This window comes from Corynebacterium sp. CTNIH16, from assembly GCF_032821655.1.
Taxonomy (GTDB): Bacteria; Actinomycetota; Actinomycetes; order Mycobacteriales; family Mycobacteriaceae; genus Corynebacterium; species Corynebacterium marquesiae.
This window is the reverse complement of record NZ_JAVBIG010000012.1, coordinates 51,198-75,180: the sequence shown is the minus strand read 5'-3', so window position 1 is coordinate 75,180 and position 23,983 is coordinate 51,198. Positions and strand designations below refer to the sequence as shown.

Genomic DNA, 23,983 nt, shown 5'->3' with positions numbered 1-23,983 from the left:
TAGTCTGCCACGCAGTTGGAAACGGCGATAAAGTCTACGCGTTGCGTCTCTCGAGACACCGACAACACGAGCAGCGGCTCGGCAACCCATTCCCTGCTCGAAAAGCTCCACTAACTGCTCATGCTGAACTTCACTCAGCGAACTACGTGCTCTCAAAGAAAATGCTCCCCACTAGTTGTTGGCAACTGATTTCTCAGTCCAACTAATGGGGAGCAGTTCAGGGCGCCCCTAAAGGGGCGCCTTTTTGATTGCTGCATCAGTGGACGAGTTAATCCATTTCACTTTCTTGTCTAAATGAGCCCTATTTAACTCCACCGCTCGGTAGGCTTAGGTCATGACTACTCAGCCATCCGATGTTGAAATTGCCCAAGCCCACCAATTGCAGCCGATTGCAGAGGTCGCAGCCAAGGCGGGCATCCCTGCCGATGCCGTGATTCCCTATGGCACCACCAAAGCCAAAGTCGATATCACAAAGGTGGACTATTCCAAGGAAAACCAGGGCAAGCTGGTGCTTGTCACTGGTGTATCGCCCACACCTGCCGGCGAGGGAAAATCCACCGTGCTCATCGGCCTTACCGACGCCCTGGATCAGTTGGGCAAGAAGGCCATCGTTGCCCTGCGGGAGCCCTCCCAAGGACCAGTGATGGGTATTAAGGGCGGCGCGGCTGGCGGCGGCTATGCACAGATTGTTCCCATGGAAGACATCAATCTTCACTTCACCGGCGATTTTCATGCCATTACCTCTGCAACTAACACCCTGGCCGCCATCATTGATAACCACATCCACCAAGGCAACGCTTTGGGCATCGACCCGCGGCGCGTGACATGGCAGCGGTGCATGGACGTCAACGATCGTGCCCTGCGCAACGTAGTGACCGGTCTGGGTGGTCCAGCTCATGGTGTGCCTGCAGAAACCGGTTTCACCATTACCGCGGCCTCCGAAATCATGGCTATCTTATGCTTGGCCACGAACCTCGAGGACCTAAAGAAGCGCCTCGGCGATATCACCATCGGCTTCACCTATGATCAGCGCCCTGTTACTGCGCGTGATTTGAATGCGGAAGGTGCGCTCGCGGCGCTCATGGTTGATGCCCTCAACCCCAACCTTGTACAGACCCTTGGCGGCGTGCCGGCCTTGGTGCACGGTGGTCCGTTCGCCAATATCGCGCACGGCTGCAACTCCCTACTGGCAACCCACACCGCACTGCAATTCGGCGATATCGTCTTAAGCGAGGCTGGGTTCGGTTCCGACCTAGGCGGAGAAAAGTTCGTCGACATCAAGGCGCGCTTTGGCGACCTAGATGTTGCTGGCGCCGTGGTCGTTGCCACCATCCGCTCGCAGAAATACAACGGCGGTGTGGCCAAGGATAAACTCACCGAGGAAAACCTGGATGCCCTCAAGGCGGGCATAGTCAACCTAGAGCGACACGTAGAAAACCTGCGCAAGTTCGGGATCAAGCCGGTAGTAGCGCTCAACCTTTTTTGGTCCGATACCGAAGCAGAACGCGAGTTCATGCGGCAGTGGGCCGAAGACTTCGGAGTGGCCTTGGAGGAAGCCAATGTGTGGTCCGAGGGCGGCGAGGGCGCTACCAAGCTGGCAGAGACCTTGCTGGAGAACCTGCAGGGCGGAGCCAAGCAGCTTTACGATCCGCAGGAGGGAATCGAGGCCTCCATCGAAACCATCGCGCGCGAGATCTATCGCGCAGACCGTGTGGAATACGGGGCAAAGGCGCTCAAGGATCTGAAGTACATCCAAGACAATGGCTGGGACAAGCTGCCGGTGGTCATCTCTAAGACGCAGTATTCCTTCAGCGATGATGCCTCTGCTCTGGGGGCTCCGGAAGGCCATACGCTGCATGTGCGCGAATTGCTGCCGCGCACCGGTTCGGGGTTTGTCGTCGTGCTCACGGGCAACGTCATGACGATGCCGGGGCTGCCGAAGAAGCCTGCGGCCGATAATATCGACGTCGATAAGCAGGGCACCATTTCGGGCCTTTTCTAGGCAGGTGGGGCGCTAGTCCTTTGTATCTGCCGCGGAACCCGGCCAGCCCGGGTACTGCGGCGGAGTGCCGCCAAACTCGGGGCAGAGATCCTGGTGGGCGCACCAACCGCAGAGCTTGGATGGCTTCGGACGGAAGTTCCCGGCGCGCCCGTCGGCCTCAATCTTTGCCCACAATTCGCCGAGATCGCGCTCGAAGTATTCGAGCTCCTCACGGTTTGGGCTAAGAAACATCGAGTCCAAGACCTTGAGGTACATCAGGCGCAACTGGTGGGGAATGGTGCCTAGGATGCGCCAGTAGACCAGCGCATAAAAGCGCATCTGGAACTGTGCATCGTGGGAATAGCGGGGAAGTGGCTTCTTGCCGGTTTTATAATCCACGACTCGGACCTCGCCGGTTGGGGCGCGGTCCACGCGGTCGATGAAGCCACGGACGGGGACGCCATTGGGCAGGACCGTATTGACGTACATCTCTGTTTCTTGGCAATCAAAACCTTGTGGATTTTCCATCTGGAAATAGCCTTTGAGCAATTCCCTGGCAGCGACGAAGAAATCGTAGGTGTCTTCTTCTGGCACGAGCTCTAAAAGTTCCTCGTCTTTAGCTGTCATCTCTGCCCAGGACGGCTTAATCATCTTTACCGCGGCAGGATAGGTCCGCTCGTGGCGCGGTAGCTTGTGCATCTCTTCCAGGACAGCGTGCACGAGGGTTCCTTTGACCTGCGCGATGGTCTTGGGCTCAGGCAACTTGTCAATGGCACGAAAGCGATAGAGCAGTGGGCACTGCTTATAGTCGGAGGCGCGCGAGGGCGACAGGGCGAGTGGGCGGGGTGTAGATGAAGTAGCCATGGTGTATCTAGCCTATCGCCGCGCGATTCGTGGCAAGCTAGGAGGTATGAGTTATACCGCAGATTTCCTAGATTTCATTGCTGCTTCTCCTTCTTCGTACCACGCTGCCGATGAGGTATCCCGCCAGCTGTGCGAGGCGGGATTTGAGGTACAGGATGAGGGAACGCAGTGGTCCGCTGCACCTGGCGGCCACGTCATGGTGCGCGGCGGCGCGGTAGCGGCGTGGTACGTGCCAGAGGGCGCGGATAAGAATTCTGGTTTCCGCATCGTGGGGTCCCATACAGATTCGCCGGGCTTGGTTCTTAAACCCACGCCGGACTTTTCCGCGGCCGGCTGGCAACAGGTGGCAGTAGAGATCTATGGCGGGGCGCTACTGCATACCTGGTTTGACCGGGAGCTGACCGTGGCCGGGCAGATTGTCACCAAGGATGGCTCGCGCCACTTGGTCAATACTGGCCCGGTACTGCGCCTGCCGTCGCTTGCCATTCACCTCTACCGCAAGGATGAGTTTAAGCCGGACCGTCAGCACAACATGCAGCCAATTTTGAGCGTCGGTGACCCAGAGGCGTCCATCGTGCAGGTAGTGCGGGAGAAGGTGGGCGTCGCCAAGCAGGATATTGCTTCCTTTAACCTGATTACGGCCGATGCCGCTCGCGGCGAAGTCTTTGGTGCCGGCGAGCAGTTCATTGCGGCTGGCCGCATGGATAACCTGTCTTCTGTATACGCCTCGCTAGCGGCGATGAAGAAGGCCGCCCAAGGCTATCAGGGCAAGGATGTCTTGGTCATGATGGCCTTTGACCACGAAGAGGTGGGCTCCAGCTCGCGCTACGGTGCGGGCGGTCCCATCCTAGCGGATGTACTCACCCGCACAGCGCGTGCGCTGGGTGCCAACGAGGAGGAACGCTTCCAGATGTTTTCCCGCTCGAGCTGTGTCTCGGCCGATGCCGCGCATTCGGTGCACCCGAACTACGTGGGCAAGCACGATCCCACGCACCATCCGATCATCGGCAAGGGTCCAGTGACCAAGATCAACGGCAATCAGCGCTATGCCTCCGATGCCACCACGGTGGCGTTATGGGAAGCAGCATGCGAGAAGGCAGGCGTGCCGGTGCAGCGGTTTGTGGGCAATAATGATGTGCCCTGTGGCTCGACGATTGGTCCCATTACAGCGACGCGTTTGGGCATCGATACCGTCGATGTGGGCGTGCCCATGCTGTCTATGCACTCGGCGCGTGAAATGGTAGGCGAGCGGGACCAAGTATGGCTCGCGCAGGCACTTGAGGCATACTTGGTGGGATAGTAACCGCAACCTCGAGGAGTCTTGAGACATGGCTTATTCCGGCCCCTTTGCCTACGGCGACCGCGTGCAGCTTACCGACGCCAAGCGGCGCCATTACACGGTCATTCTGGAAGAAGGAGGCCAGTTCCACTCCCACAAGGGCATCATTAACCATGATGACATCGTGGGCATGGACGAAGGCTCGGTCATCGAGTCCACCCTTGGCTCCTCCTTCCTCCTTTTCCGCCACCTGATGGTGGACCACGTGCTGTCGATGCCGCGTGGTGCTGCGGTGATCTATCCCAAGGATGCGGCGCAGATTTTGGTAGAGGGCGATATCTTCATGGGCGCGCGCGTGCTCGAGGCCGGCGCCGGTTCGGGTGCATTGTCCATGTCCCTGCTGCGCGCCGTGGGGCCAGAAGGTCATGTGTATTCCTATGAGGTGCGCGATGACCACCTCGAGTATGCGGTCGATAACGTCAAGGAATATTTTGGCGAGCAGCCTGAGTGGTGGTCGCCGCGCCTCGGCGATTTAGGAGACGTCACCGCTGAGGACTTGGGTGGGCCGGTAGACCGCGTAATCCTCGATATGCTCGAGCCCTGGGAGCACCTGGAGACCGTGCGCGATCTTCTCATTCCAGGTGGTGTCTTCATGACCTACGTAGCAACGGTGCCGCAGTTGATGAAGGTCATGGAAGGAATCCGCGAGCTCAAGTGCTTTACCGAGCCTAAGGCGTGGGAATCGCTGGTGCGCGAATGGAAGGTCGAAGGCCTGGCTACGCGCCCGGAGCACCGAATGAACGCGCATACCGCCTTCCTTATCTGGACTCGGCGCCTGGCCGATGGCGTCACTCCGCCGCGCCCGCAGCGCCGCGCCCGCAAGTAAGGCTGGAAATAGGCTCACCTCAACGCCCAGAATTTAAAGCGCAAGTCCCCTCTTTCGCCGACTGGGTCGCGTTAGAGTAGTGGGCATGGATGAAGCCACGGACTATAAGCGGCAGATCAGCCAGCTTGCTGCCCGCAATCAGAAGTTGGCGGGCTTATTAAAAGAATCGCGTGGGAAGCTGGAACAGCTTTTTGCGGAGCTTAACGCGCTGGCTGAGCCGGCATCGACCTACGGCGTTTTCTTAGGCTATTCGCCTACCCACAGCGAGGTGGGAACCACCGCGGAGGTCTACACCAACGGCCGCGTGATGCAGCTTAAAGTCTCGCCCAATGTGGAACCAGGCAGCCTAGTGGCCGGCCAGCAGGTTCGCTTGGGCGATGGCTTCGTGGTGGTGGAAGGGTGCGCACCCGAGCGCACCGGCGAGCTCGCCACAGTGGTCGAGCGCCTAGGAGATAGACGCCTCATCGTGGCAAATTCCTCTGGCGAGGAAAAAGTGGTGCTGCTATCGCAGACACTGCGCGAGGAAACCCGCGTGGCAGCAGGAGAAATCGTGCTGGTTGATCCCAAGGCTGCCGTCGCGCTGGAAAAGGTGGCAAAGACGGAAGTCTCCCAGCTCTCCCTTGAGGAGGTCCCTGATGTGCGCTACGAGGACATCGGCGGGCTCGATGAGCAGATTTCCCAGATCCGCGATTCCGTAGAACTGCCGTTTATCCATCCGGACCTCTACCAGCAATACGAGCTACAGCCGCCTAAGGGTGTCCTCCTCTATGGCCCTCCGGGGTGCGGTAAGACGCTCATTGCCAAGGCCGTGGCCCATTCTTTAGCGCAACAGTTGGGCAGTGATGGGTCGAGCTACTTCCTCAATATCAAGGGCCCAGAGTTACTCAATAAGTATGTAGGAGAGACGGAACGCCGCATTCGCCTCATCTTCGAGCGCGCTCGTGAATTAGCCCAGCTGAGCTCTGATAAGCCGGTGGTCATCTTTTTTGATGAGATGGAATCAATCTTCCGCACCCGTGGCTCAGGCGTATCTTCGGATATGGAAACCACGGTGGTGCCGCAGCTGCTCACAGAACTCGACGGAGTAGAAAGCCTATCCAATGTGATAGTCATCGGCGCGACCAACCGTGAGGAGCTCATCGATCCCGCCATCATGCGTCCCGGCCGGCTGGATATCAAGATCCGGGTCAACCGGCCGAATAAAGAGGGCGCCCGCGAGATCTTTGCCCGCCACTTTGCACAATCCGTGCCACACCAGGGCACGTTAGAGGAACTCATCGGCGCCGCGGTGGATGAGCTCTATGCCGATCGCCCCTTTGTGCAGCTGCATTTTTCCAGCGGAGAGCGCGAAATTTTGCACTACCGGGACTTTGTCTCCGGCGCGATGATTGCCAATATCCTCTCCCGCGCCAAAAAGCTGGCTATTAAGGACGAACTGCAACAGCGTGCGGGCAGTGAGAAGGGGATAGGCGGGCGCCGTGGGGGCATTGCCAAGCAGCATCTGCTCCAGGCCATCGCGGCCGAGCGCGCCGAATCCGAGTACGTGCCCACCTCTACCAACCCGGAGGAGTGGACCAAGATCATCTCCCAAGACCATGCTGGAGCCCGCGTAGAACGGGTGGAGCTACTGACTGCAAGGAGGAGCGCATGAGTCGCGTAGTAGGCACCGAGACCGAGTACGGCATTGCCACCCCGGAGCTGCCGGAATATTCGCCCATCATTTCGTCCACGCACGCGGTGGTAGCGTATGCCGCGCTGCACACTGGGGCGCGCTCGCGGTGGGACTTTGCAGAGGAGCACCCGCTGCGCGATTCCCGCGGATTCGATCTCAAGCGCTACCACACCGTGCCCGTGGTGGATCCCAACGCCATCGGTGTGGCCAATGTGGTCACGGCCAATGGCGCGCGCTTCTATGTGGACCACGCCCACCCAGAATATTCCGCGCCGGAATGCACTAATGCTTGGGACGCCACGCTTTACGACGCCGCAGGTGACGCCACGCTCCTGCAAGCCGCCGCGTCCGTAGCGGGGCTGAGCGCGCAAGGAAAGTCCGTCCTTGCCAACCACGACCCGTGCCCTGCCTTGCGCTTCTACAAAAACAACGTGGACGGCAAGGGCGCGTCTTATGGCTCGCACGAGAACTATCAGTACTCCCGTGCCACGGACTTTGACACTCTGGCGCAGGCCCTTATCCCGTTTTTCGTGGCCCGCCAGGTAGTCATCGGCGCCGGGCGCATGGGGATCGGCGAGTTTGGCGAGGAGCCGGGATTCCAGATCTCCCAGCGCGCTGACTATATTGAGCAGGAAATTTCTCTGGAGACCACCCTCAATCGCGGCATCATCAATACCCGCGACGAGCCGCATGCGGTGCACGCGGACTATGGGCGCCTCCACGTCATCATCGGAGACGCGAATATGTCGCAGACCTCCACGCTGCTCAAACTGGGCATGACCTCGCTGGTGCTCGATGCGATTGAGCAGGGTGTGGACTTTAGCGATCTCCGCTTGCAGGATGCCGTGGCGGAGGTCCCCCGCGTCAGCCGCGATCTCTCCCTTCAACATCGCCTCGAGCTTGCCGACGCCCGCCAGCTCACCGCCCTAGAAATCCTCGGCGAATACCGCGCTCGCGTCACCCCACGCACCGACGCAGACCACAAGGTTCTCGCGGCTTGGGACGAGGCAGTTGCACTCTTGGCGGAAGATCCCATTCAGGCCGCGCACCTGTTGGATTGGGTGGCGAAGTATCGCTTGATTAAGGGCTACCTCGACCGCGGTATCGATCCGGCAGACCCAAAGCTGCGGCTCATTGACCTGCAATACGCGGAGATCGATCCGGCAAAGTCGCTACACCACGCGCTGGTGCGCAAGGGCCAGATGCGGCAGCTCTTTAGCGCTGCAGAAATTGAAAACGCCGCCACCATTCCGCCAGAGGACTCCCGGGCGTATTTCCGCGGGCGAGTGACGCAGAAATTCGGGGAGGACATCATTGCCGCGAGCTGGCAAAGCCTCACGGTGCGGGTAGGTGAGGCAACCACGGCACCCTGGGCCACGGTTCCTATGGATGAGACCACCGGCCTGACCCGCTCCCAGTGCGAGGAGATCATCGACGCCGCACGTACGGTGGAGGAGCTTCTTCAGGGACTAACTGACAGCGGTATCCAGCCCGAGTACCGTAACTAATAGTCAAGCATCGAGCCAGAAGCGAAGGAAAGGACGTTCATACCATGTCAACCCACCAGTCGCAGGTCACCGGCGGTAACGGCGGCGATGACTCCGCCGGGGAGGAAGAGTTTACCTCCACGCAGCTGAGCATCAATACCACCGGCACCGATGAATTGCTCGATGAGATCGATGGCCTGCTAGAAAACAACGCCGAGGAATTCGTGCGCTCCTATGTCCAAAAGGGCGGGCAGTAAGGGTGAGTGACCAGCATCCTGTCTTCGCCCGTCGCATCATGGGCATCGAGACGGAATATGGCTTAACCACCAGCGCGGGCCCTGGAGAACGCGCCTTGAGCCCCGATGAAGTGGCGCGCGTGCTTTTCCGGCCCATCGTCAAGGAGCATTCCTCGTCCAATATCTTTTCTACCAATGCCAGCCGCCTGTACCTCGATGTCGGCTCTCATCCCGAGGTAGCCACCGCCGAGTGCGATAGCCTAAGCCAGCTTCTGGCCTATGAATGCGCCGGCGATGCGATAGTCAACCGGCTGGGCGAAAAAGCGGAGCGAACCTTTGCTGCCGAGGGACACCCGCGCGCGGTGTACCTGTTTAAAAACAATGTGGATTCAGCCGGCAATTCTTTTGGCTGCCACGAAAACTACCTCATCAGCCGCCACATGGTGCTCAAGGATTTGGGGCTGGCGCTCCTTCCGTTCCTTATTACCCGCCAGCTCATCTGCGGCGCCGGCATGATCCAGCCCGCTAAGGGCGATAAGCCTGCCCAATTCCTGCTCTCGCAACGCGCAGACCAGGTCTGGGAAGGCGTGTCTTCTGCCACCACCCGCTCGCGTCCCATCATCAATACCCGGGATGAACCGCACGGCGATTCGAAACGCTTCCGCCGCATGCACGTCATCGTGGGGGACTCCACCATGGCCGAGCCCACTATGGCGCTAAAAGTTGGCTCCACGCTGCTCATGTTGGAGATGCTGGAGGCTGGATTTGAGTTGCCAGAGTTCGACATCGACAAGCCAATTCACCATATCCGCGCCATCGCACGTGATATGACGGGCTCGACCGAACTGCCGCTCACAGGAGGGGGATCCGTCACCGCACTCGAGGTCCAGCAACAGCTATGTCAGCGCGCGAGCCAGTGGTTGGACAAGCGGGAGGACGCCGGCACTCCCACGGCAGAAATGCGGCGCGTGGTGGATCTCTGGCAGCGCATGCTGCAGGCCATTGAGACTCAAGACTTCTCCGGCGTGGACCGAGAAATCGACTGGGTCATTAAATTGGGACTGCTCGAGCGCTACCGCGCACGGCTGGGCGGTCACTGGGGCCACTCCAAGCTCGCCCAGATTGATATGACCTATCACGATATCCGGCCAAGCCGCGGGCTCTACCATGTCTTGCTGCGCAACGGCCTTATTGACCGGTGGATTTCGGACGCCGACATCGAACGCGCCATGGGCACAGCACCACCGACCACCCGCGCCGCGCTGCGTGGGCAGTTCCTTGCCGCTGCCCGTAGCCTTGGGGCCAACGTCACCGTTGACTGGACGCGCCTTAAGGTCAACCGCCCAGAGCCGCGCACCGAGGAGCTACTTAACCCCTTCGTGGCCGACGATGATCGGGTCGAGGCGTTGCTAGACTATATGCGTCTACACCACAGCTAGAAGCACACGAGCCGCACCAGGGAGACAACACACCACGTGGCAGCACACAACCCCGCGCCGAAACGGCATGATGAAGCGGTAGAAAGACTCACCAACCTCTCTTTCGCGCTACAGGGCGCCGCCAATTCCGGCGGTAGCCCGGATCGCACCGCCGCCTGGATTCGCAGTCACGTGGCAGGATACGGCGATAAGTCAGACGAAGCCTTCGCCAAATCACTGGCACGAGATATCGCAACCCTCCAGCGCGCCGGGGTGCCCATTGTTCATTCCGGCGGCGAAGACGGGGCGCGCTATCGCCTCGACGCGAGTAGCTACCAGCTGCCGCCGGTAGAATTTTCCCCTGAGGAGGCCATGGTTTTAGGCATTGCAGGGGGAGTGGGTACCACCGGAGGCCTGAGCGATTTCTCCTTGTCCGGTTGGACCAAAATTGCCGCCAGCGGCGCCTCGCGCAACCTCGCAGGCGCACCGGTATATACGGCGGTCAATGACATCACGCGACTTGCCCCGGAAATCATTACCTCGGTTCTCGCTGCGGTGCGCAATCAGGTACGCATCACGTTTTCCTACCGTGCCAATCCTGCTACTGAGCCGGTACGCCGTGTAATGGACCCTTGGGGAGTGGTCAACCGGGACAGCCGCATCTACCTCGTAGGATTCGATGTGGACCGCAACGAACCGCGCGTCTTTCGCGCCCTCCGCGTCTCTGACATCAAACGCTCGCACGATCCCGCGGAGCACCCCAATCCAACTGAAGACCTGCAGGTGTTGGTAGAGCGTGCATTGCAGCGAGGGGAAAAAGTCGATGCGCGCCTCGTTATCCCTGACGGGCAGGCGCGCGAGCTTTTAGATTCCGGCGAGCAACAAACCGATGGCACGGTGTTGTTGCACAAGGTGGATAAGGATTGGCTCGTGCGGACTGCGGCCGGCTATGCCCCAAAGGTACAGGTGCTCGAACCAGCCGGGATCCGCCAAGAAGTCATCTCCCTTTTGCACAAAGCGTCACAATCGCAGGAGGAAGGCTAGTCATGGCTGACGGATCACTAAAGCTTCAGGCGCTCGTGCGCTCTTTAAACCTGATTCCATACTTCAAAAATCACCCCGACAAGACGCCCATGGAAGCGGCCAAAGATTTGGGCATGGATCTTGGCGAATTAAAAGAAGCCCTCGATCGGCTCTTTTGTTCCGGCACTGGGCGCAATACCGAAGATCTCATTGATCTCACCTTCAGTTATCGCGATGGGGTAACCATTCACAACGATCAGGGCTTGAGCCAGGCGCTGCGCCTTACCCCGACGGAGGCCGGTGCTTTGCTCCTTACCTTGGAGTCTTTGCAGGCGATGCCAGGGCTAATCGACGCCCATGCGGTCGAATCCGCCGCTGCTAAGCTGCGCGGCATCATGGATGAAAAGACAGTCGCCATCTATGAGTCGCTGTCTACTCCAGCCCCTGAAGAGACTGATATCCAGGCGCTTTTGACCCAAGCAATCAATGAGAGAAAGCGGGTACGGCTGCGTTACTGGAGCGCTTCCTCAAATGCTGAATCCGAGAGGGTGGTGGATCCAGCCCGCATTTTCATCGTTGATTCCGAGCCCTACTTGGCCGCTTGGGAGGAAGCAAAGCAAGCGCATCGCACCTTCCGCATCGACCGCATTAGAAACGCTTGCCTCACGGAGGAGAAGGCTCAGCCACACCTGAAGGAACTCGACTTTGATGCCTCTTCACCCTTTAATTTGGGCGATGGGGACACCGTGCAACTAGCAATTAACCAAGAATTCACGTGGCTGGCCGAGTATTACGATATGCGCTTGGGTGAAGACTTAGGAAATGGGGAAGTAGCTGCAACAATGCCTATGGGATCAGTGGATTGGCTTATTCGCTTTGCTTTGGGTCAAGCTGATAGGTTGCGGGTAGTGGCTCCTCAATCCGTGGTAAACCTCATTGCGGAGCGAGGAAACACCGCATTGAGCGGCTATACTCTGTAGCCAGTTACTTGCCCGTTTACTGCGCCTGCTCGCTGGCAAATAAGCCGGCGGTGATGCTTTCCGGCATGCTGGTGCACTAGTTGAAAGAGGTTTCTCCATGAGTATAGGACCTATGGAAATTGGCCTAATCGTTCTTGTCATCGTCTTGCTATTCGGTGCAAAGAAGTTGCCGGAATTGGCACGCTCTATTGGCCGTTCTGCGCGCATCTTCAAGTCTGAGGTCAATGAGATGCATTCCGAGGACGCCCAGCGTTCTCAGTCTCAAGCGCAGCTGAACCAGAAGCAGCAGTCCGATGAGGAGTTCTGGAACCGCCCAGACATGCAACCAGGCCAGCAGAACAACACCAATACTCAGCAGTAAACGCCCCTAACCTGTCGTCGCGCGAACACCCCTGCAGCGCGCGTATATGCACCCGCAATCCGTGCAGTAGGGAAGTGTTCGCTTCTTTGCGTTGAAAGAGCCACACTGATGTCGTCACAGTCACAGCCGGTATCTCCCCAGAAAACAAGCAAGAACGTGAAGGGTAAATTGCGCTTTTCGCGCAAACAGAAGAACCCTACCGGGGAAATGACCTTGGTGGAGCACCTGCAGGAGCTGCGCCGCCGCATCATTATTTCCGTGTTAGCGGTTGTCGTCGGGGCCATCATTGGGTTCATTTGGTACCAGCGAGCGCCATTCGGGCTGTCTCCGTTAGGTGAAATTCTACGAGAGCCGTATTGTGCGCTGCCCCCAGATAAGCGCGCCTCCTTCAGTGCGGACGGCGAGTGCCGACTACTGGCCACCAGCCCGTTTGAAATGCTCCTGTTGCGCCTAAAAGTAGGTGCCTTGGCTGGCACCGTATTGTCTTCTCCGGTGTGGCTGTATCAGGTCTGGGCCTTCGTTGTTCCTGGTCTCCATAAGAATGAGCGCCGCTACACGTTGAGTTTTGTCAGCGCCGCGGTGGGCCTATTCGTTGCCGGTGCCGTGCTGGCCTATTTCATCTTGTCCGTGGGGTTGGAATTCCTCATGGGTATCGGCGCCGAGTATCAAACAGCGGCCCTGACCGGTGAGCGCTATTTCTACTTCCTCCTGGCCCTTCTTCTCATCTTCGGCATTAGCTTTGAGATCCCACTGCTTATCGTGTCACTCAACCTCATCGGCGTGCTCGAGTATGAACACGTCAAGGATAAGCGCCGCATCATCATTGTCGTCGTGATGATCTTTGCTGCCTTCGTCACCCCGGGGCAAGATCCATTTTCTATGGTGGTCCTCGCTAGCTCATTGATCCTACTCATTGAGCTTGCATTCCAGTTCTGCCGCCTCCACGATAAGCGCATGCAGCGTGAACGCCCCGAGTGGATGGATCTCGATGATGAGACTGCTTCGCCGCTTGGCGCTGGACCAGGAGCCATTGGCGGGCCAACCCCTGTCGAGGCGCCGAGCAGAGTACACCCTTCACCGGGCCCCTCTCAGCCCGTTTCACAGCCAGTACAACAGGCACAGCAGCAGCCGCAGCAGACATGGCGCACCGGCGCCAGTGGGACTTCGTCGACCAGCGGCGGCTTTTTCGACGATGTCCTCTAGGCACGGGTAGCCTGGGGAGTCATGACTGAAACTCATCTGGATTCTTTTACCGCAGCCCTGCCGTACCCGTTGGATGAGTTCCAGGTAAAGGGCTGCCAGGCCGTGGAGGACGGTCATGGCGTACTGGTTTGCGCGCCGACCGGCGCCGGCAAAACCATCGTGGGCGAATTTGCTGTCTCTTTGGCGCTGAGCCGAGGAACCAAGTGCTTTTATACGACGCCAATTAAAGCCTTGAGCAACCAGAAGTACCACGACTTGGTGGAAGAGCATGGCGAAGAGGCCGTAGGCCTGCTCACCGGTGACGTATCGATCAACTCTGGTGCAGAGATCGTCGTCATGACCACCGAGGTGCTGCGCAATATGATTTACGCAGAATCCGCGGCCCTCGATCGCTTGACCCACGTGGTCATGGATGAGATCCACTTTTTGGCTGATGCTTCCCGCGGTGCTGTGTGGGAAGAGGTCATTCTCAACCTCGCGGATCATGTCTCCATCATTGGCCTATCTGCCACCGTGTCCAATTCGGAAGAATTCGGCGACTGGCTGTCTACCGTGCGCGGCGATACCACCGTCATCGTTTCCGAACACCGCCCAGTTCCCCTCGACCAGTGGATGATGCTGGGGCGCAAGATTTATCCGCTCTTCGAGCCAGAATCCGGCGGACAGGTCAACGCCGAGCTCGAGCGTAGAATCCAGCGCCTCGAAGCCGGTGATACCGACGATGGTCGCGCGGACTATAAGTCCGGCAAGGGCTTTCGCGCGCGTGCCCGTCACAAGGGTGGCGGACGCAGCGAATTCCACGGTAAGGGAAGGGGACGCTCCGGCGCCGCCCGGAAGCAGGATCGCTATCGCCCCTTGGGCCGCCCAGAGGTATTGAAGGTATTGCAATCGCAGGACATGCTTCCGGCGATCACCTTCATTTTCTCGCGCGCCGGCTGCGACGGCGCTCTTTATCAGTGCCTGCGCAGCCGCATGGTGCTTACCTCCCAGGAGGAAGCACAGGAAATTAAGGAGATCGTCGATGCAGGTGTAGAAGGTATCCCTGAAGAAGATCTGCAGGTCCTAGACTTTAAGCGCTGGCGCGAAGCCCTGTCCCGCGGCTTTGCCGCGCACCATGCAGGTATGCTGCCCGCCTTCCGGCACATCGTGGAAGACCTATTCGTACGCGGGCTCGTCCGCGCCGTGTTTGCTACTGAAACGCTCGCACTCGGCATCAACATGCCGGCGCGCACCGTGGTGCTAGAAAAGCTCATCAAGTTCAATGGTGAGGCGCACGTCGATCTCACCGCAGGCCAGTACACGCAGCTGACGGGCCGCGCAGGACGCCGTGGCATCGATACGTTGGGCAATGCAGTCGTGCAGTGGGCCCCCGCCATGGATCCGCGTCAAGTAGCTGGCCTTGCTTCTACCCGTACGTATCCTCTCATTTCCACTTTTGCACCGGGCTACAATATGGCGATCAATTTGCTGGGAATGCTTGGTTTCGAGGAATCTCTCCGCCTTTTGGAAAAGTCCTTCGCACAGTTCCAAGCCGATGGCTCCGTGGTGGAGGAAACTCGCGAGATTGAACGCGCCGAGCATCGCGTGCGAGAACTGCGCAACCAGCTCGATGATGCCGTGGCGTCGCTTGCACCACCTGCTAAAGACGGGGAAGATCCCGCTGAGGTTCTTATGGACTATGTCCGCCTGCGCCGCGAGCTCACGGTTGAGGAAAAGCAATCAAAAATCGATCGTGCCAATCAACGAAACCAAGAGGTTATCGCGGTACTGGGGCGCCTGCAGCTGGGCGATGTTATTGCCATGCCCGGCAAGAAGCGTCCTATTCTAGCCGCGGTTGTTACTCCCGCTAACCAAACTGCGGATCCCCGCCCGTGGATTACCACTGAGTCCGGGTGGTCTGGACGTATCGATGCAGCCGGAATCAATAACCCACCGATCCAAGTCGGTAGCATCAAGATCCCCAAGCCGGTGCGCAAGAACCCGCGCCGCAATACCCGATATGTGCAGGATGTCTTGCACCGTGAACACTTCGACCGGCCCAAGCGCATGAAGTCCCAAACCCGCGCTCGGCCAAATAAGCGGGTAGGTCAGTTGCGCGACGCACTGCGTGCTCATCCAGCTCACGATTGGCCGGCTACTGACCGCGAACAACTGGCGGGCCTGGCACAAAAGCTTGCACGGCGCGAGCGTGATCGGGACAAGCTGCAATCCAAGGTCAATAAAGCAACGGATACATTGGGCCGCACCTTCGAGCGCATTGTGGGCCTCCTCGCAGAGATGAATTACGTAGAGTTCACCGGGGTCGGCGCCGATCGCACACCGGTGATCACGGAGGAAGGTGAACGCCTTGCCAAAATTCACAGCGAATCCGATCTGCTCGTGGCCCAATGCCTCAAGCGCGGAATTTGGGATGAACTCGATCCCGCAGAGCTTGCCGGCGTTGCCTCCCTGTGCTGTTTCGAAAACCGCAAGGCCACCAGTGGGCAACCGGAAGCAGCCACCGAGCGCATGGCTGACGCTATGAATGCCACGTGGCGCGTGTACACCGAACTTACCGCTGATGAGCAGCGCCACCGGCTGCCGCCCACCCGTGAACCGGAGGCCGGGTTCGCATTGGCGGTACACCAATGGGCGGCCGGGGCGCCGTTGGGCTACTGCATGGCCGCGGCAAATGAAGCCGGGGCTGAACTCACCCCCGGTGATTTTGTCCGTTGGTGCCGGCAAGTTATCGACCTGCTCCAACAAGTGGCTAAGACTGGGTATGAAGGCGAAATTCAACGCAACGCTCGCCGGGCTATCGACGCAATTCAGCGCGGTGTCGTAGCCATTGGCGCCTAAAATCCGCGGCGCAGACGAGTAGACTCTGGGGCATGACTGATACTCAGACTTTTTCCGCTGATGTCTACGCCCAGCGTCTGCACGCCGCCCAAAAGGCAGCTGCAGACAAGGGCATCGATCTGCTACTCATTGGCACGGGACCAGACTTTGCCTATCTCACCGGCTCCTGGGTTTCTTCCCACGAACGCTTGACGGTCTTGGTCGTGCCGCAGCGGGGCACTGCATGGATCGCCGCGCCTAATACCGATATCACCGATATCAAGGCTGCTCCAGTAGGTGAGCTGGATGTAGAGTTGCGTGGCTGGAATGACGGCGAGGACCCATACAAGTTGGCTCTGCATGGTGCAGGCGACGGACTAGGCAAGGTAGCGCTGGGACAGTCGCTGACTGCAGACCACGTGCTGGGTTTCCAAGATCTGCTTCCACACACCAGCTATGAACTGGCCACTTATGCATTGGCCGAGCTCTTTACCCGCAAAGACGAGGCTGAGATTGCTGAGCTGCGCAAGGCCGGCCGTGCCATCGACGCAGTCCACGCGCAGGTACCGCAGCTTTTGCAGGCCGGTCGTACTGAGGCCGAGGTAGCCCATGAACTCGAAAAGCTCATCTTGCGGGAGCACTCCGTTATCGATTTTGTCATTGTCGGATCGGGCCCGAATAGCGCCAACCCGCACCATAGCTTTTCGGATCGCGTGTTGGCTGAGGGCGAGCCAGTCGTCGTCGATATCGGCGGCACTTTGCCTTCCGGCTACCACTCCGATTGCACCCGCACCTACGTAGTGGGCGGGGATATTTCCAAGGCTCCGCAGGATTTTCAGGATGCCTATGCCGTGCTTGCCGACGCCCAAGCCGCCGGCCGAGCTGCAGCCCACCCCGGCAGCACCGCCGCAGACATCGATGCCATCGTCCGCCAGGCGATCTCGGCAGCCGGCTGGGGCGACTACTTTGTCCACCGCACCGGCCATGGCATCGGCCTGTCCACGCACGAGGAGCCCTTCATTATGGAAGGCAACGATCTCGACTTGGAGGAGGGCATGGCATTTTCCATTGAGCCGGGCATCTACTTGGAAGGCAAGTGGGGCATGCGTTTGGAAGACATCGTGGTGCTAACCAACGATGGCTACGAGTCCCTGAACCTAGCTCCGCGTGACGTCCGTTAATGGCTGGCGTACTGATTCTAGGCGGCCGTAGCGATATTGGCGGAGAAATCGCTAGGAGAGTAGCCCCTGGCCAAGATATTGTGCTCGCCGCTCGTGGCACCCACGGTATGGAAGGCGTGGAAGGCCGGATCCGGGCGGCGGGTGCGCGCAGCGTGCATCTGCTTGATTTTGACGCCGCAGATTTTCCGTCCCATGCCGGTGTGGTCGATCGCGCCATAGGGCTGGCAGGCCCCCTTGAGCTAGCTGTCGTAGCCTTTGGCATCTTGGGCGATCAGCAGCGGGCAGAACGCGATGCTTCCCATGCGGTCGACATCGCCACAATCGATTATGCCGCGCAGATTTCACTGCTTACACTCGTTTCCCAGCGTATGCACCGCGGCCATATCGTCGCCTTTTCCTCGATAGCAGGCTGGAGGGCCCGCCGGGCAAACTACGTGTACGGATCTACCAAGGCCGGTCTTGATGCCTTTTGTCAGGGGCTGGCGGACAAGCTGCACGGCAGCCAGGTAGGCCTTATTACCGCGCGCCCTGGCTTTGTCATCGGCAGCATGACCGAAGGAATGAAGCCGGCACCACTGTCCGTGCGTCCGGCAGATGTGGCTGAGGCAGTTGTCGGCTGCATTGCCCGAGATGCACGGCGGGGAAAACCGCGTTCGCGCACCATGTGGATTCCTCGGGCTCTGCAGGGCCTAGCGTGGGTCATGCGGCTTGTACCGCGCCCACTCTGGCGGCACATGCCGCGCTAAACTTTGCGTTCTTTTTACTCTGCGCGTAGTAGGGGAGAGTTGATGTCGAAGATAAAACCGCGTGGAGCGAGTACGCGCAGTACCACTTCGGCGTCACCCTCGGCAATATTGTGAAAGACTAATCCGCCCCACGGGGTGACGGTGATGTCTACCTCTAACTGGCCGATAAGTTGCGCAAACTCGGCAGGGATGGTGCCGCGGTGCACGCCCGCGCCAAGGTCAACTACGCCCGCAGGCAAATGATCATCCAGCCAGCCAATAGGGCCTGGTTCAACCAGGGCGGAGGCATTATGCTCTAGGGATTCGGTGCCTTGGAGCGCCTCCGCATAGTGATGGGCGGCAGCGCGTGGAGTCAGTGGGGCCGAGGGGGCGTCGCCAAGCGGGGAACGCTCAAGGCGCAGGGCTCCGTCCCCGTCGATGCTAAGGCTGACTGCGGCCGCGCCGGTCGGTACGTCGTCGTGGGCGATAACTGCCAGTCCAGGACCGCCTTCCGCCGCGTCCAGCTCAGCCGCGATGTCCTGGGCCGTTTGCTTGGCCTCCGCCGACAAAGGAGAAGCCAGCACCGGCATCGCCGTGGCGCGCAAGTGCAACTCCTGGAGCTGCTTATTGAGCGCCTCCGCATCCTTAATACCGCGCAGCTCGATTGCAGAGAACTGGTCGATGTAGACATACCCATCCGCAACAGCACTGGCGCACTGCGCCAAAGTGACCCAATCCTGGGCGTGGGTGCTGCCGCCGGCAACGTGGATGCGGATGCACGTGCCGTACTGTGGGTCTTCAAAAAGCGCAGGAGTAAACATGCGCACTAGTCTAACCTGCCGCGGTTGCACCTTCGCGCATGAGTGTTGCCAGCACTTTATCAGTCTGCCTCGTTAGACTGAGGCCATGCCGTTTATGTATTTTGCTCTCTACATCGTCGCAGAGACCCTGACCTTCTGGGCCGTTTCTAAGTGGATCGGTGTTGGCTGGGCGCTTATCGCCCTCTTTGTCACCATGTTCTTCGGAATGTCCATCGCTGGCATTGAAGTGCGCCGCTTGATGGGAAAGCAGGTCGAGCGCACAGGGGACGGTACATACGTCGTTCGCGGCGGCAATGTGGGCAAGACCGCCAGCAATGTGGGCCTTACCTTGGTAGGCGGCATGTTGCTTTCTTTGCCGGGCTTCTTGACGACGATCCTCGGAGCCCTCTTTATTTTCTCGCCGACCCGCGCCGTCTTCCGCACGGTGATGGCCGCCTCCTTGTACCGCAAGATCGAAAACATGGGCGTGAAGATCTACGAGGCCACCCCAATGGCGCAGCAGCACGACTCTTATGGCGACTTTGGCTCCTTTGGTCGTGGCCAAGCAACACAAAGTGGGCACCCCAGCACGCAGGATGCTGGCCCGCATGAGGTGTTGGATGAGGAAGAGATCCGCCGCTGGAGCGAGAACCTGGATCCAGATGACTTCGGACCCTCCGATGGCGAGTCCAAGGGCGGAAAGAGCTAGTGATGCTGACTCTTACCCGCCTCGTTGTGGCGGGCCTTTCTGGTCTGCTCACGTATGCCTCCATAGAGCCCCGTGGTTGGTGGTGGGCTGCCGTTGTGGGCGTGGGCTTGCTGTACGCGAGCTTGCTGCCGTGGGGAACTAGGCACGTTTCCGCCCGTGTGGGCGCGCTTCTTGCAGTAACACATTCGCTCGTGCTGTATCTGCTGACGCTGCCATGGATCGGCGAATTGGTGGGCAGCGGGCCATACATCGCTTTGGCCGTATGGCTTTCGGTATACGCCATTGTACTGGGCCTTGGCGGCGCAGCAGTAGCGCGGTGGAAGTACGGTTTTATTGCCTTCCCGTTCTTCTACCTCGCGGTGGAGGTGCTGCGTTCTTCGGTACCATTCGGCGGTTTCTCTTGGGTGAAATTGGCTTGGGGACAAATCGACGGACCGCTAGCCAACCTCGCGCCGTGGGGTGGAACCTCGCTCATTACCGCAGCCACTGTTCTGTGCGGCTGCGGTCTCGCTGCGCTGCTGATTCAACGTGGATGGAAGGCAAAGAGCGTCGCACTCTTAGCAGCGATCCTTCCCCTTGCAAGCGCGACGGTGGCAGGCTTGGGAATCAACCGAGACGTTTCCACTGTCGGGGAAGCAAAGGTTGCCGCAATCCAAGGAAACGTACCTCGCATGGGCCTAGACTTCGCCGGGCAACGCCAAGCGGTCCTCAACAACCACGTGGCCGAAACAAAGAAGCTAGCCGCCCGCGAAAAAGACATTGACCTAGTTATCTGGCCCGAAAACTCCTCTGATATCAACCCACTCCGTGACGGCAAGGCAGCCTCGGCAATCAGCGGCGCCGTCGATGCGATAGACGCACCTGTTTTGGTTGGCACCGCCACGCGGGATGAGGTGGGGGCCCGCAACACAATGCAGGTCTTCGCTCCTGGTCATACGGTGGGAGACCATCACTATAAGAAGTACCTACAACCTTTCGGCGAAACTATGCCCATGCGGGATTTCTTTGCCAAATTTTCTGACTATGTGGACCTCGCCGGCGATTTTAAGCCCGGCGACGGCCCAGGTGTGGTCTCCATGGCGGGCGTGCCGGTTGGCGTGGCAACGTGCTACGAGGTCTCCTTCGATAGCGCCTTTAGGGAGTCGGTGAAAAATGGTGCAGAACTGCTGACTACTCCCACCAATAACGCCACCTTTGGCTATTCCGATATGACCTACCAGCAATTGGCCATGAGCCGATTGCGTGCAATGGAGACGGACAGAGCCGTGGTGGTGGCGGCGACTTCTGGAGTATCCGCCATTGTTCACCCAGATGGACACGTTAGCCAGTCCACGGAGATTTTTACGCCAGATGCCTTAGTAGAGCAGTTGCCCTTGCGTAGTGGCGAGACCTTTTCCGTCAGGTTTGGTTCGCCCCTGCAATGGCTCATGGTTATTATTGGAACAGTCTGCGCACTGGTAGCTTTGCGCACAAACCGCCTGCGACGCACCCCGCGCCGCTCCGGCACAGATACATACGTAGGAGCATAAACACTGTGAGCACGCTTGAATCCTCGACCTTGGTTATCATCCCGACCTATAACGAGATCGAAAATCTGCCTCTTATCACCGGACGCGTCCGCGCGGCAATTCCGGAGGTACATATCCTTATCGTGGACGACAACTCTCCCGATGGAACTGGTGACAAGGCCGATGAGTTCGCAGCGCAAGATGACCACATCCACGTTCTTCACCGCGAGGGCAAAGGCGGCCTGCTAGGCGCTTATATCGCCGGCTTTGAATGGGGATTGGAGCGCGACTACCAAGTGCTGTGCGAGATGGATGCAGACGGCTCCCACGCCCCGGAACAGCTTCACCTGCTGTTAGAAGAGGTGGACAAGGGCGCGGACCTAGTTATCGGCTCCCGCTATATCCCGGGTGGCGAGACCGTCAACTGGCCAGCATCCCGCGAGTACCTGTCCCGCTTGGGCAATATCTACATTTCCGTCGCGCTGGGCGCTGGCCTGTCCGATATGACCGCCGGTTACCGTGCGTTCCGCCGCGAACTCCTCGAGTCCATCGACTTTGATGAGCTGTCCAAGGCCGGCTACATCTTCCAGGTGGATTTGGCCTTCCGTGCGGTCAAGGCCGGCTTTGACGTCCGCGAGGTTCCCATTACCTTTACCGAGCGCGAATATGGCGAATCTAAGCTTGATGGTTCCTTCGTGAAGGATTCCTTGCTTGAGGTCACCAAGTGGGGCGTTGCTCATCGCGCTGAGCAGCTGCAGGACTTCAGTGGCGCCGTATCCAAGTTGGTCAACCGTGAAGTTAAGGACGGCTCCATTCATGATCTAGGCGTTCAGGCCCGTAATGGCGCCGGCTGGGTGTCTGACTTCGCCAGCGAGATCGGCCATCTGGCAAAGCACCAGATTGCGCAACTGAAGAAGTAGGCGCCACCGCAACGCATAAGGCCCGTACCTCCCTTAGCCAGACTAGGGAGGTACGGGCCTTTTGCTACCGTAGAACTTTAAGAGTTCTTTTGCTGCTGCTCCTGCTGTTCCTTCAGGAGGCGGGCTGCGGAACGGCGGCGGGAGCGCAGGTGGTTAATGCGCTCTTCAAGCAGCTCATCGAGCTCCTCGATGGAGCGGCGCTCACGCAGCATATCCCAGTGGGTGCGTGGTGGCTTAGCGGGCTTAGACTCAACGCCTTCACCTTCTACCAGGTGACCCAGCTTGCCGTTCTTGCACATCCATTCTTCAGGGATTTCAGCATCATCGGCGAAAGGCACCTCATAAATCTCGCCGTCTTCGGTGCGGTACTTCACCATCTGGCGCGGTGCGAGGTCGTGGTCGCGGTCGGTTTCGTAGCTGACTGCGCCCATACGGCTGCCACGGAGTACGCGATCTGCCATGCAACATCATCCTTTTCAAAGAGATCCCTGATTGAGTGCGAAGCAAAACTTCGCCTAAGAGCTACTAATTATAACGAACACCCACGCGTCTTTGTTCCCAGCCCGCCCAAAATGGACTAAAGTGTATCGGGTGATCCGTACAGCTAGTCGTGAACGCAACGTCGGTTCCTGCCAATGGTGTGGGAAGGACATTGACCAAGGCGGTAGGGGACGGCCACGGAAGTTTTGCAGCGCCTCCTGTAAGCAGCGTGCTTATGAGCAAAGAAATAACGTCAGTGGCACGGGGATTCCCGCCAATGCCGTCATCCTTACTCCAGAAAAGGCAGAGAGTTTGCGCGACGGACTTTTTGAACTACGTTGTTCCGCAGAAGATATCAATACCGCCGCGGAGGAAGGCGCTAGTGCGCAGGAGCTTGCCGGTTTGTGCGAAGAGCTTGTTGCCCTGGCGCGACGCCTAGAAGGACTTCGATAGAAGATGAAAAAGCTTTTTTATAACCGCAAACTCGTCATCACCATCTTTGTGGTGCTGATTGTGTTGCTCACCGCCGTGGCCATTGGCCCGATGGTGTATTCGCTCCTCAAGGGCGCCGGGGTAAAGACCGAACCAGTTTCCGCCGACGGCGCAAAGGCCGCATCCACGGAGCTCGATGGCACCTGGGAGGTAGCCAAGGGCCGTGCCAATAACCATACCTCGGTTGGTTTTACCTTTAATGAGGTTCTACCTGCGGAAAAGACCACCACATCGGGTTCAACCACGGAGGTAACCGGCCAGGCGGATATTTCTGATTCCACCCTTAAAACCGCCACGCTCACCGTTGATATGGATGAACTGACCACGGATAAAAAGGTCCGCGATCAGAACATGAAGTCCAAGCTCTTTGAGACTCAGCTTTTCCCAGAGGCATCCTTTGAGCTGACTAAGCCGGCCTCGCTTGCCGACGTCCCGGATGACGGCTCCATTGGGACAGTCAAGCTCACCGGCGATCTGACTATCAAGGATGAAACGCACGAGATTTCTCAAGACTTCGACGTTCTTCGCGATGGCGATCAGATCGTCATCGGCGGCACCGTGCCAGTTAATCGCCTTGATTATGGCGTAGAGACCCCAGAGATGCTCGCCGCGAAGGTCGAGGAAAACGGCGAGGTAAATCTCCGCATTTCCTTCGAGAAGAACTAGCGAGGGCTTAGCCTGTGAATTCCCGTCAGATTATCCCGTTTATGTGGCTGCGCCTCATCGTCGTCATCGGCTTTACCATTTTCGTAGCCGTTCAACAGATGTGGGTCATTGTGGCCATCTCGGTCCTTTTGGCACTGTTGACTATCTGGCAGCTGTGGAGCGCCTACCGGAATCGCTAATTAGACCTTCACGGCGTTGGGGTGCACCTCCTCGATTAACGTCAGTGTGACTTTATATAGTGATGCAGTTAGTCCCGCTAGTAGGACCTATTTTCGGCCGATATCAGGTTTTCGGT

24 protein-coding genes are annotated in these 23,983 nt (G+C 58.7%); 20 read left to right on the top strand and 4 right to left on the bottom strand.

Annotated features, from left to right (window positions below; genetic code table 11):
- The coding region (locus tag RAE04_RS10310; protein ID WP_410493263.1) for a helix-turn-helix domain-containing protein at positions 1–111 on the bottom strand (111 nt) is incomplete at its 3' end.
- A gap of 223 nt (positions 112–334) precedes the next feature.
- On the opposite strand from RAE04_RS10310, the gene RAE04_RS10305 reads away from it, so the two are divergent.
- Positions 335–2,002, top strand: a complete 1,668-nt coding sequence (locus RAE04_RS10305; protein ID WP_317027295.1) for a formate--tetrahydrofolate ligase — start codon at positions 335–337, stop codon at positions 2,000–2,002.
- Positions 2,003–2,014: 12 nt separating this feature from the next.
- On the opposite strand, the gene RAE04_RS10300 is transcribed toward RAE04_RS10305, so the two are convergent.
- Positions 2,015–2,845 (bottom strand): RecB family exonuclease, encoded by an 831-nt coding sequence (locus RAE04_RS10300; protein WP_317027294.1) that lies wholly within the window; start codon positions 2,843–2,845, stop codon positions 2,015–2,017.
- Positions 2,846–2,891: 46 nt separating this feature from the next.
- Between RAE04_RS10300 and RAE04_RS10295 the strand changes: the two genes are divergently transcribed.
- The 13 genes from RAE04_RS10295 (at position 2,892) to RAE04_RS10235 (ending at position 18,134) form a co-directional block, all read left to right on the top strand.
- On the top strand, positions 2,892–4,145 hold the full coding sequence (locus RAE04_RS10295) for a M18 family aminopeptidase (protein WP_317027293.1): 1,254 nt from the start codon (positions 2,892–2,894) through the stop codon (positions 4,143–4,145).
- A 28-nt stretch (positions 4,146–4,173) separates the two neighbouring features.
- Entirely contained in the window at positions 4,174–5,010 is an 837-nt protein-coding gene (locus tag RAE04_RS10290) for a tRNA (adenine-N1)-methyltransferase (protein ID WP_005324783.1), read from the top strand.
- A gap of 85 nt (positions 5,011–5,095) precedes the next feature.
- Complete coding sequence (gene arc / locus RAE04_RS10285) at positions 5,096–6,661, top strand: proteasome ATPase (RefSeq protein ID WP_239274254.1); 1,566 nt, start codon at positions 5,096–5,098, stop codon at positions 6,659–6,661.
- Positions 6,658–8,190 (top strand): depupylase/deamidase Dop, encoded by a 1,533-nt coding sequence (gene dop / locus RAE04_RS10280; RefSeq protein ID WP_284788174.1) that lies wholly within the window; start codon positions 6,658–6,660, stop codon positions 8,188–8,190. Before arc ends, dop begins: the two co-directional genes overlap by 4 nt.
- Before the next feature lie 44 nt (positions 8,191–8,234).
- A complete protein-coding gene (locus RAE04_RS10275) occupies positions 8,235–8,426 on the top strand; it encodes a ubiquitin-like protein Pup (RefSeq protein WP_198493046.1) in 192 nt (63 codons plus the stop codon).
- 38 nt (positions 8,427–8,464) lie between these two features.
- Positions 8,465–9,844 carry a Pup--protein ligase gene (pafA, locus tag RAE04_RS10270; RefSeq protein ID WP_317027298.1) on the top strand — a complete coding sequence of 460 codons (1,380 nt, stop codon included), beginning with the start codon at positions 8,465–8,467 and terminating at the stop codon, positions 9,842–9,844.
- A 36-nt stretch (positions 9,845–9,880) separates the two neighbouring features.
- Positions 9,881–10,867, top strand: coding sequence for a helix-turn-helix transcriptional regulator (locus RAE04_RS10265; protein ID WP_317027292.1), 987 nt, complete (start codon positions 9,881–9,883; stop codon positions 10,865–10,867).
- A gap of 2 nt (positions 10,868–10,869) precedes the next feature.
- The gene (locus tag RAE04_RS10260) at positions 10,870–11,826 is read left to right on the top strand and encodes a WYL domain-containing protein (RefSeq protein ID WP_317027291.1); all 957 of its coding nucleotides are present in this window, start codon (positions 10,870–10,872) and stop codon (positions 11,824–11,826) included.
- Positions 11,827–11,923: 97 nt separating this feature from the next.
- Positions 11,924–12,187, top strand: coding sequence for a Sec-independent protein translocase subunit TatA (tatA, locus tag RAE04_RS10255; RefSeq protein WP_198493043.1), 264 nt, complete (start codon positions 11,924–11,926; stop codon positions 12,185–12,187).
- Positions 12,188–12,295: 108 nt separating this feature from the next.
- Positions 12,296–13,390, top strand: coding sequence for a twin-arginine translocase subunit TatC (gene tatC / locus RAE04_RS10250; RefSeq protein WP_408933106.1), 1,095 nt, complete (start codon positions 12,296–12,298; stop codon positions 13,388–13,390).
- Between the two features lie 21 nt (positions 13,391–13,411).
- Positions 13,412–16,228, top strand: coding sequence for an RNA helicase (locus RAE04_RS10245; RefSeq protein ID WP_317027290.1), 2,817 nt, complete (start codon positions 13,412–13,414; stop codon positions 16,226–16,228).
- Positions 16,229–16,260: 32 nt separating this feature from the next.
- A complete protein-coding gene (locus tag RAE04_RS10240) occupies positions 16,261–17,388 on the top strand; it encodes a Xaa-Pro peptidase family protein (protein ID WP_317027289.1) in 1,128 nt (375 codons plus the stop codon).
- The gene (locus RAE04_RS10235; protein WP_317027288.1) at positions 17,388–18,134 is read left to right on the top strand and encodes an SDR family oxidoreductase; all 747 of its coding nucleotides are present in this window, start codon (positions 17,388–17,390) and stop codon (positions 18,132–18,134) included. Before RAE04_RS10240 ends, RAE04_RS10235 begins: the two co-directional genes overlap by 1 nt.
- A 14-nt stretch (positions 18,135–18,148) precedes the next feature.
- Here RAE04_RS10235 and RAE04_RS10230 read toward each other — a convergent pair whose 3' ends face one another.
- Positions 18,149–18,934: a precorrin-3B synthase gene (locus RAE04_RS10230; RefSeq protein WP_317027287.1), complete on the bottom strand. Its 786-nt coding sequence runs from the start codon at positions 18,932–18,934 to the stop codon at positions 18,149–18,151.
- Positions 18,935–19,019: 85 nt separating this feature from the next.
- On the opposite strand from RAE04_RS10230, the gene RAE04_RS10225 reads away from it, so the two are divergent.
- Genes RAE04_RS10225 through RAE04_RS10215 form a run of 3 tightly spaced genes read left to right on the top strand, consistent with a single transcriptional unit; the run spans position 19,020 to position 22,050 of the window.
- Positions 19,020–19,622, top strand: a complete 603-nt coding sequence (locus RAE04_RS10225) for an FxsA family protein (protein WP_317027286.1) — start codon at positions 19,020–19,022, stop codon at positions 19,620–19,622.
- 2 nt (positions 19,623–19,624) lie between these two features.
- A complete protein-coding gene (gene lnt, locus RAE04_RS10220; RefSeq protein WP_317027285.1) occupies positions 19,625–21,151 on the top strand; it encodes an apolipoprotein N-acyltransferase in 1,527 nt (508 codons plus the stop codon).
- Between the two features lie 5 nt (positions 21,152–21,156).
- Complete coding sequence (locus RAE04_RS10215; RefSeq protein ID WP_294164587.1) at positions 21,157–22,050, top strand: polyprenol monophosphomannose synthase; 894 nt, start codon at positions 21,157–21,159, stop codon at positions 22,048–22,050.
- A 77-nt stretch (positions 22,051–22,127) separates the two neighbouring features.
- On the opposite strand, the gene RAE04_RS10210 is transcribed toward RAE04_RS10215, so the two are convergent.
- The gene (locus RAE04_RS10210; protein WP_023021567.1) at positions 22,128–22,511 is read right to left on the bottom strand and encodes an RNA polymerase-binding protein RbpA; all 384 of its coding nucleotides are present in this window, start codon (positions 22,509–22,511) and stop codon (positions 22,128–22,130) included.
- 130 nt (positions 22,512–22,641) lie between these two features.
- Here RAE04_RS10210 and RAE04_RS10205 point away from each other — a divergent pair, with 130 nt between their 5' ends.
- Genes RAE04_RS10205 through RAE04_RS10195 form a run of 3 tightly spaced genes read left to right on the top strand, consistent with a single transcriptional unit; the run spans position 22,642 to position 23,867 of the window.
- Complete coding sequence (locus RAE04_RS10205; protein ID WP_034655353.1) at positions 22,642–22,983, top strand: hypothetical protein; 342 nt, start codon at positions 22,642–22,644, stop codon at positions 22,981–22,983.
- Positions 22,984–22,986: 3 nt separating this feature from the next.
- Complete coding sequence (locus RAE04_RS10200) at positions 22,987–23,688, top strand: YceI family protein (protein WP_317027284.1); 702 nt, start codon at positions 22,987–22,989, stop codon at positions 23,686–23,688.
- A 14-nt stretch (positions 23,689–23,702) separates the two neighbouring features.
- The gene (locus RAE04_RS10195; RefSeq protein WP_204611469.1) at positions 23,703–23,867 is read left to right on the top strand and encodes a hypothetical protein; all 165 of its coding nucleotides are present in this window, start codon (positions 23,703–23,705) and stop codon (positions 23,865–23,867) included.
- Positions 23,868–23,983: the final 116 nt, after the last annotated feature.

Bases quoted from the DNA above. Each gene is read 5' to 3' on its own strand.
- RAE04_RS10305 (WP_317027295.1), top strand. From the start codon at position 335: ATGACTACTCAGCCATCCGATGTTGAAATTGCCCAAGCCCACCAATTG.
- RAE04_RS10300 (WP_317027294.1), bottom strand. From the start codon at position 2,845: ATGGCTACTTCATCTACACCCCGCCCACTCGCCCTGTCGCCCTCGCGC.
- RAE04_RS10295 (WP_317027293.1), top strand. From the start codon at position 2,892: ATGAGTTATACCGCAGATTTCCTAGATTTCATTGCTGCTTCTCCTTCT.
- RAE04_RS10290 (WP_005324783.1), top strand. From the start codon at position 4,174: ATGGCTTATTCCGGCCCCTTTGCCTACGGCGACCGCGTGCAGCTTACC.
- arc (WP_239274254.1), top strand. From the start codon at position 5,096: ATGGATGAAGCCACGGACTATAAGCGGCAGATCAGCCAGCTTGCTGCC.
- dop (WP_284788174.1), top strand. From the start codon at position 6,658: ATGAGTCGCGTAGTAGGCACCGAGACCGAGTACGGCATTGCCACCCCG.
- RAE04_RS10275 (WP_198493046.1), top strand. From the start codon at position 8,235: ATGTCAACCCACCAGTCGCAGGTCACCGGCGGTAACGGCGGCGATGAC.
- pafA (WP_317027298.1), top strand. From the start codon at position 8,465: ATGGGCATCGAGACGGAATATGGCTTAACCACCAGCGCGGGCCCTGGA.
- RAE04_RS10260 (WP_317027291.1), top strand. From the start codon at position 10,870: ATGGCTGACGGATCACTAAAGCTTCAGGCGCTCGTGCGCTCTTTAAAC.
- tatA (WP_198493043.1), top strand. From the start codon at position 11,924: ATGAGTATAGGACCTATGGAAATTGGCCTAATCGTTCTTGTCATCGTC.
- tatC (WP_408933106.1), top strand. From the start codon at position 12,296: ATGTCGTCACAGTCACAGCCGGTATCTCCCCAGAAAACAAGCAAGAAC.
- RAE04_RS10245 (WP_317027290.1), top strand. From the start codon at position 13,412: ATGACTGAAACTCATCTGGATTCTTTTACCGCAGCCCTGCCGTACCCG.
- RAE04_RS10240 (WP_317027289.1), top strand. From the start codon at position 16,261: ATGACTGATACTCAGACTTTTTCCGCTGATGTCTACGCCCAGCGTCTG.
- RAE04_RS10235 (WP_317027288.1), top strand. From the start codon at position 17,388: ATGGCTGGCGTACTGATTCTAGGCGGCCGTAGCGATATTGGCGGAGAA.
- RAE04_RS10230 (WP_317027287.1), bottom strand. From the start codon at position 18,934: ATGTTTACTCCTGCGCTTTTTGAAGACCCACAGTACGGCACGTGCATC.
- RAE04_RS10225 (WP_317027286.1), top strand. From the start codon at position 19,020: ATGCCGTTTATGTATTTTGCTCTCTACATCGTCGCAGAGACCCTGACC.
- lnt (WP_317027285.1), top strand. From the start codon at position 19,625: ATGCTGACTCTTACCCGCCTCGTTGTGGCGGGCCTTTCTGGTCTGCTC.
- RAE04_RS10210 (WP_023021567.1), bottom strand. From the start codon at position 22,511: ATGGCAGATCGCGTACTCCGTGGCAGCCGTATGGGCGCAGTCAGCTAC.
- RAE04_RS10200 (WP_317027284.1), top strand. From the start codon at position 22,987: ATGAAAAAGCTTTTTTATAACCGCAAACTCGTCATCACCATCTTTGTG.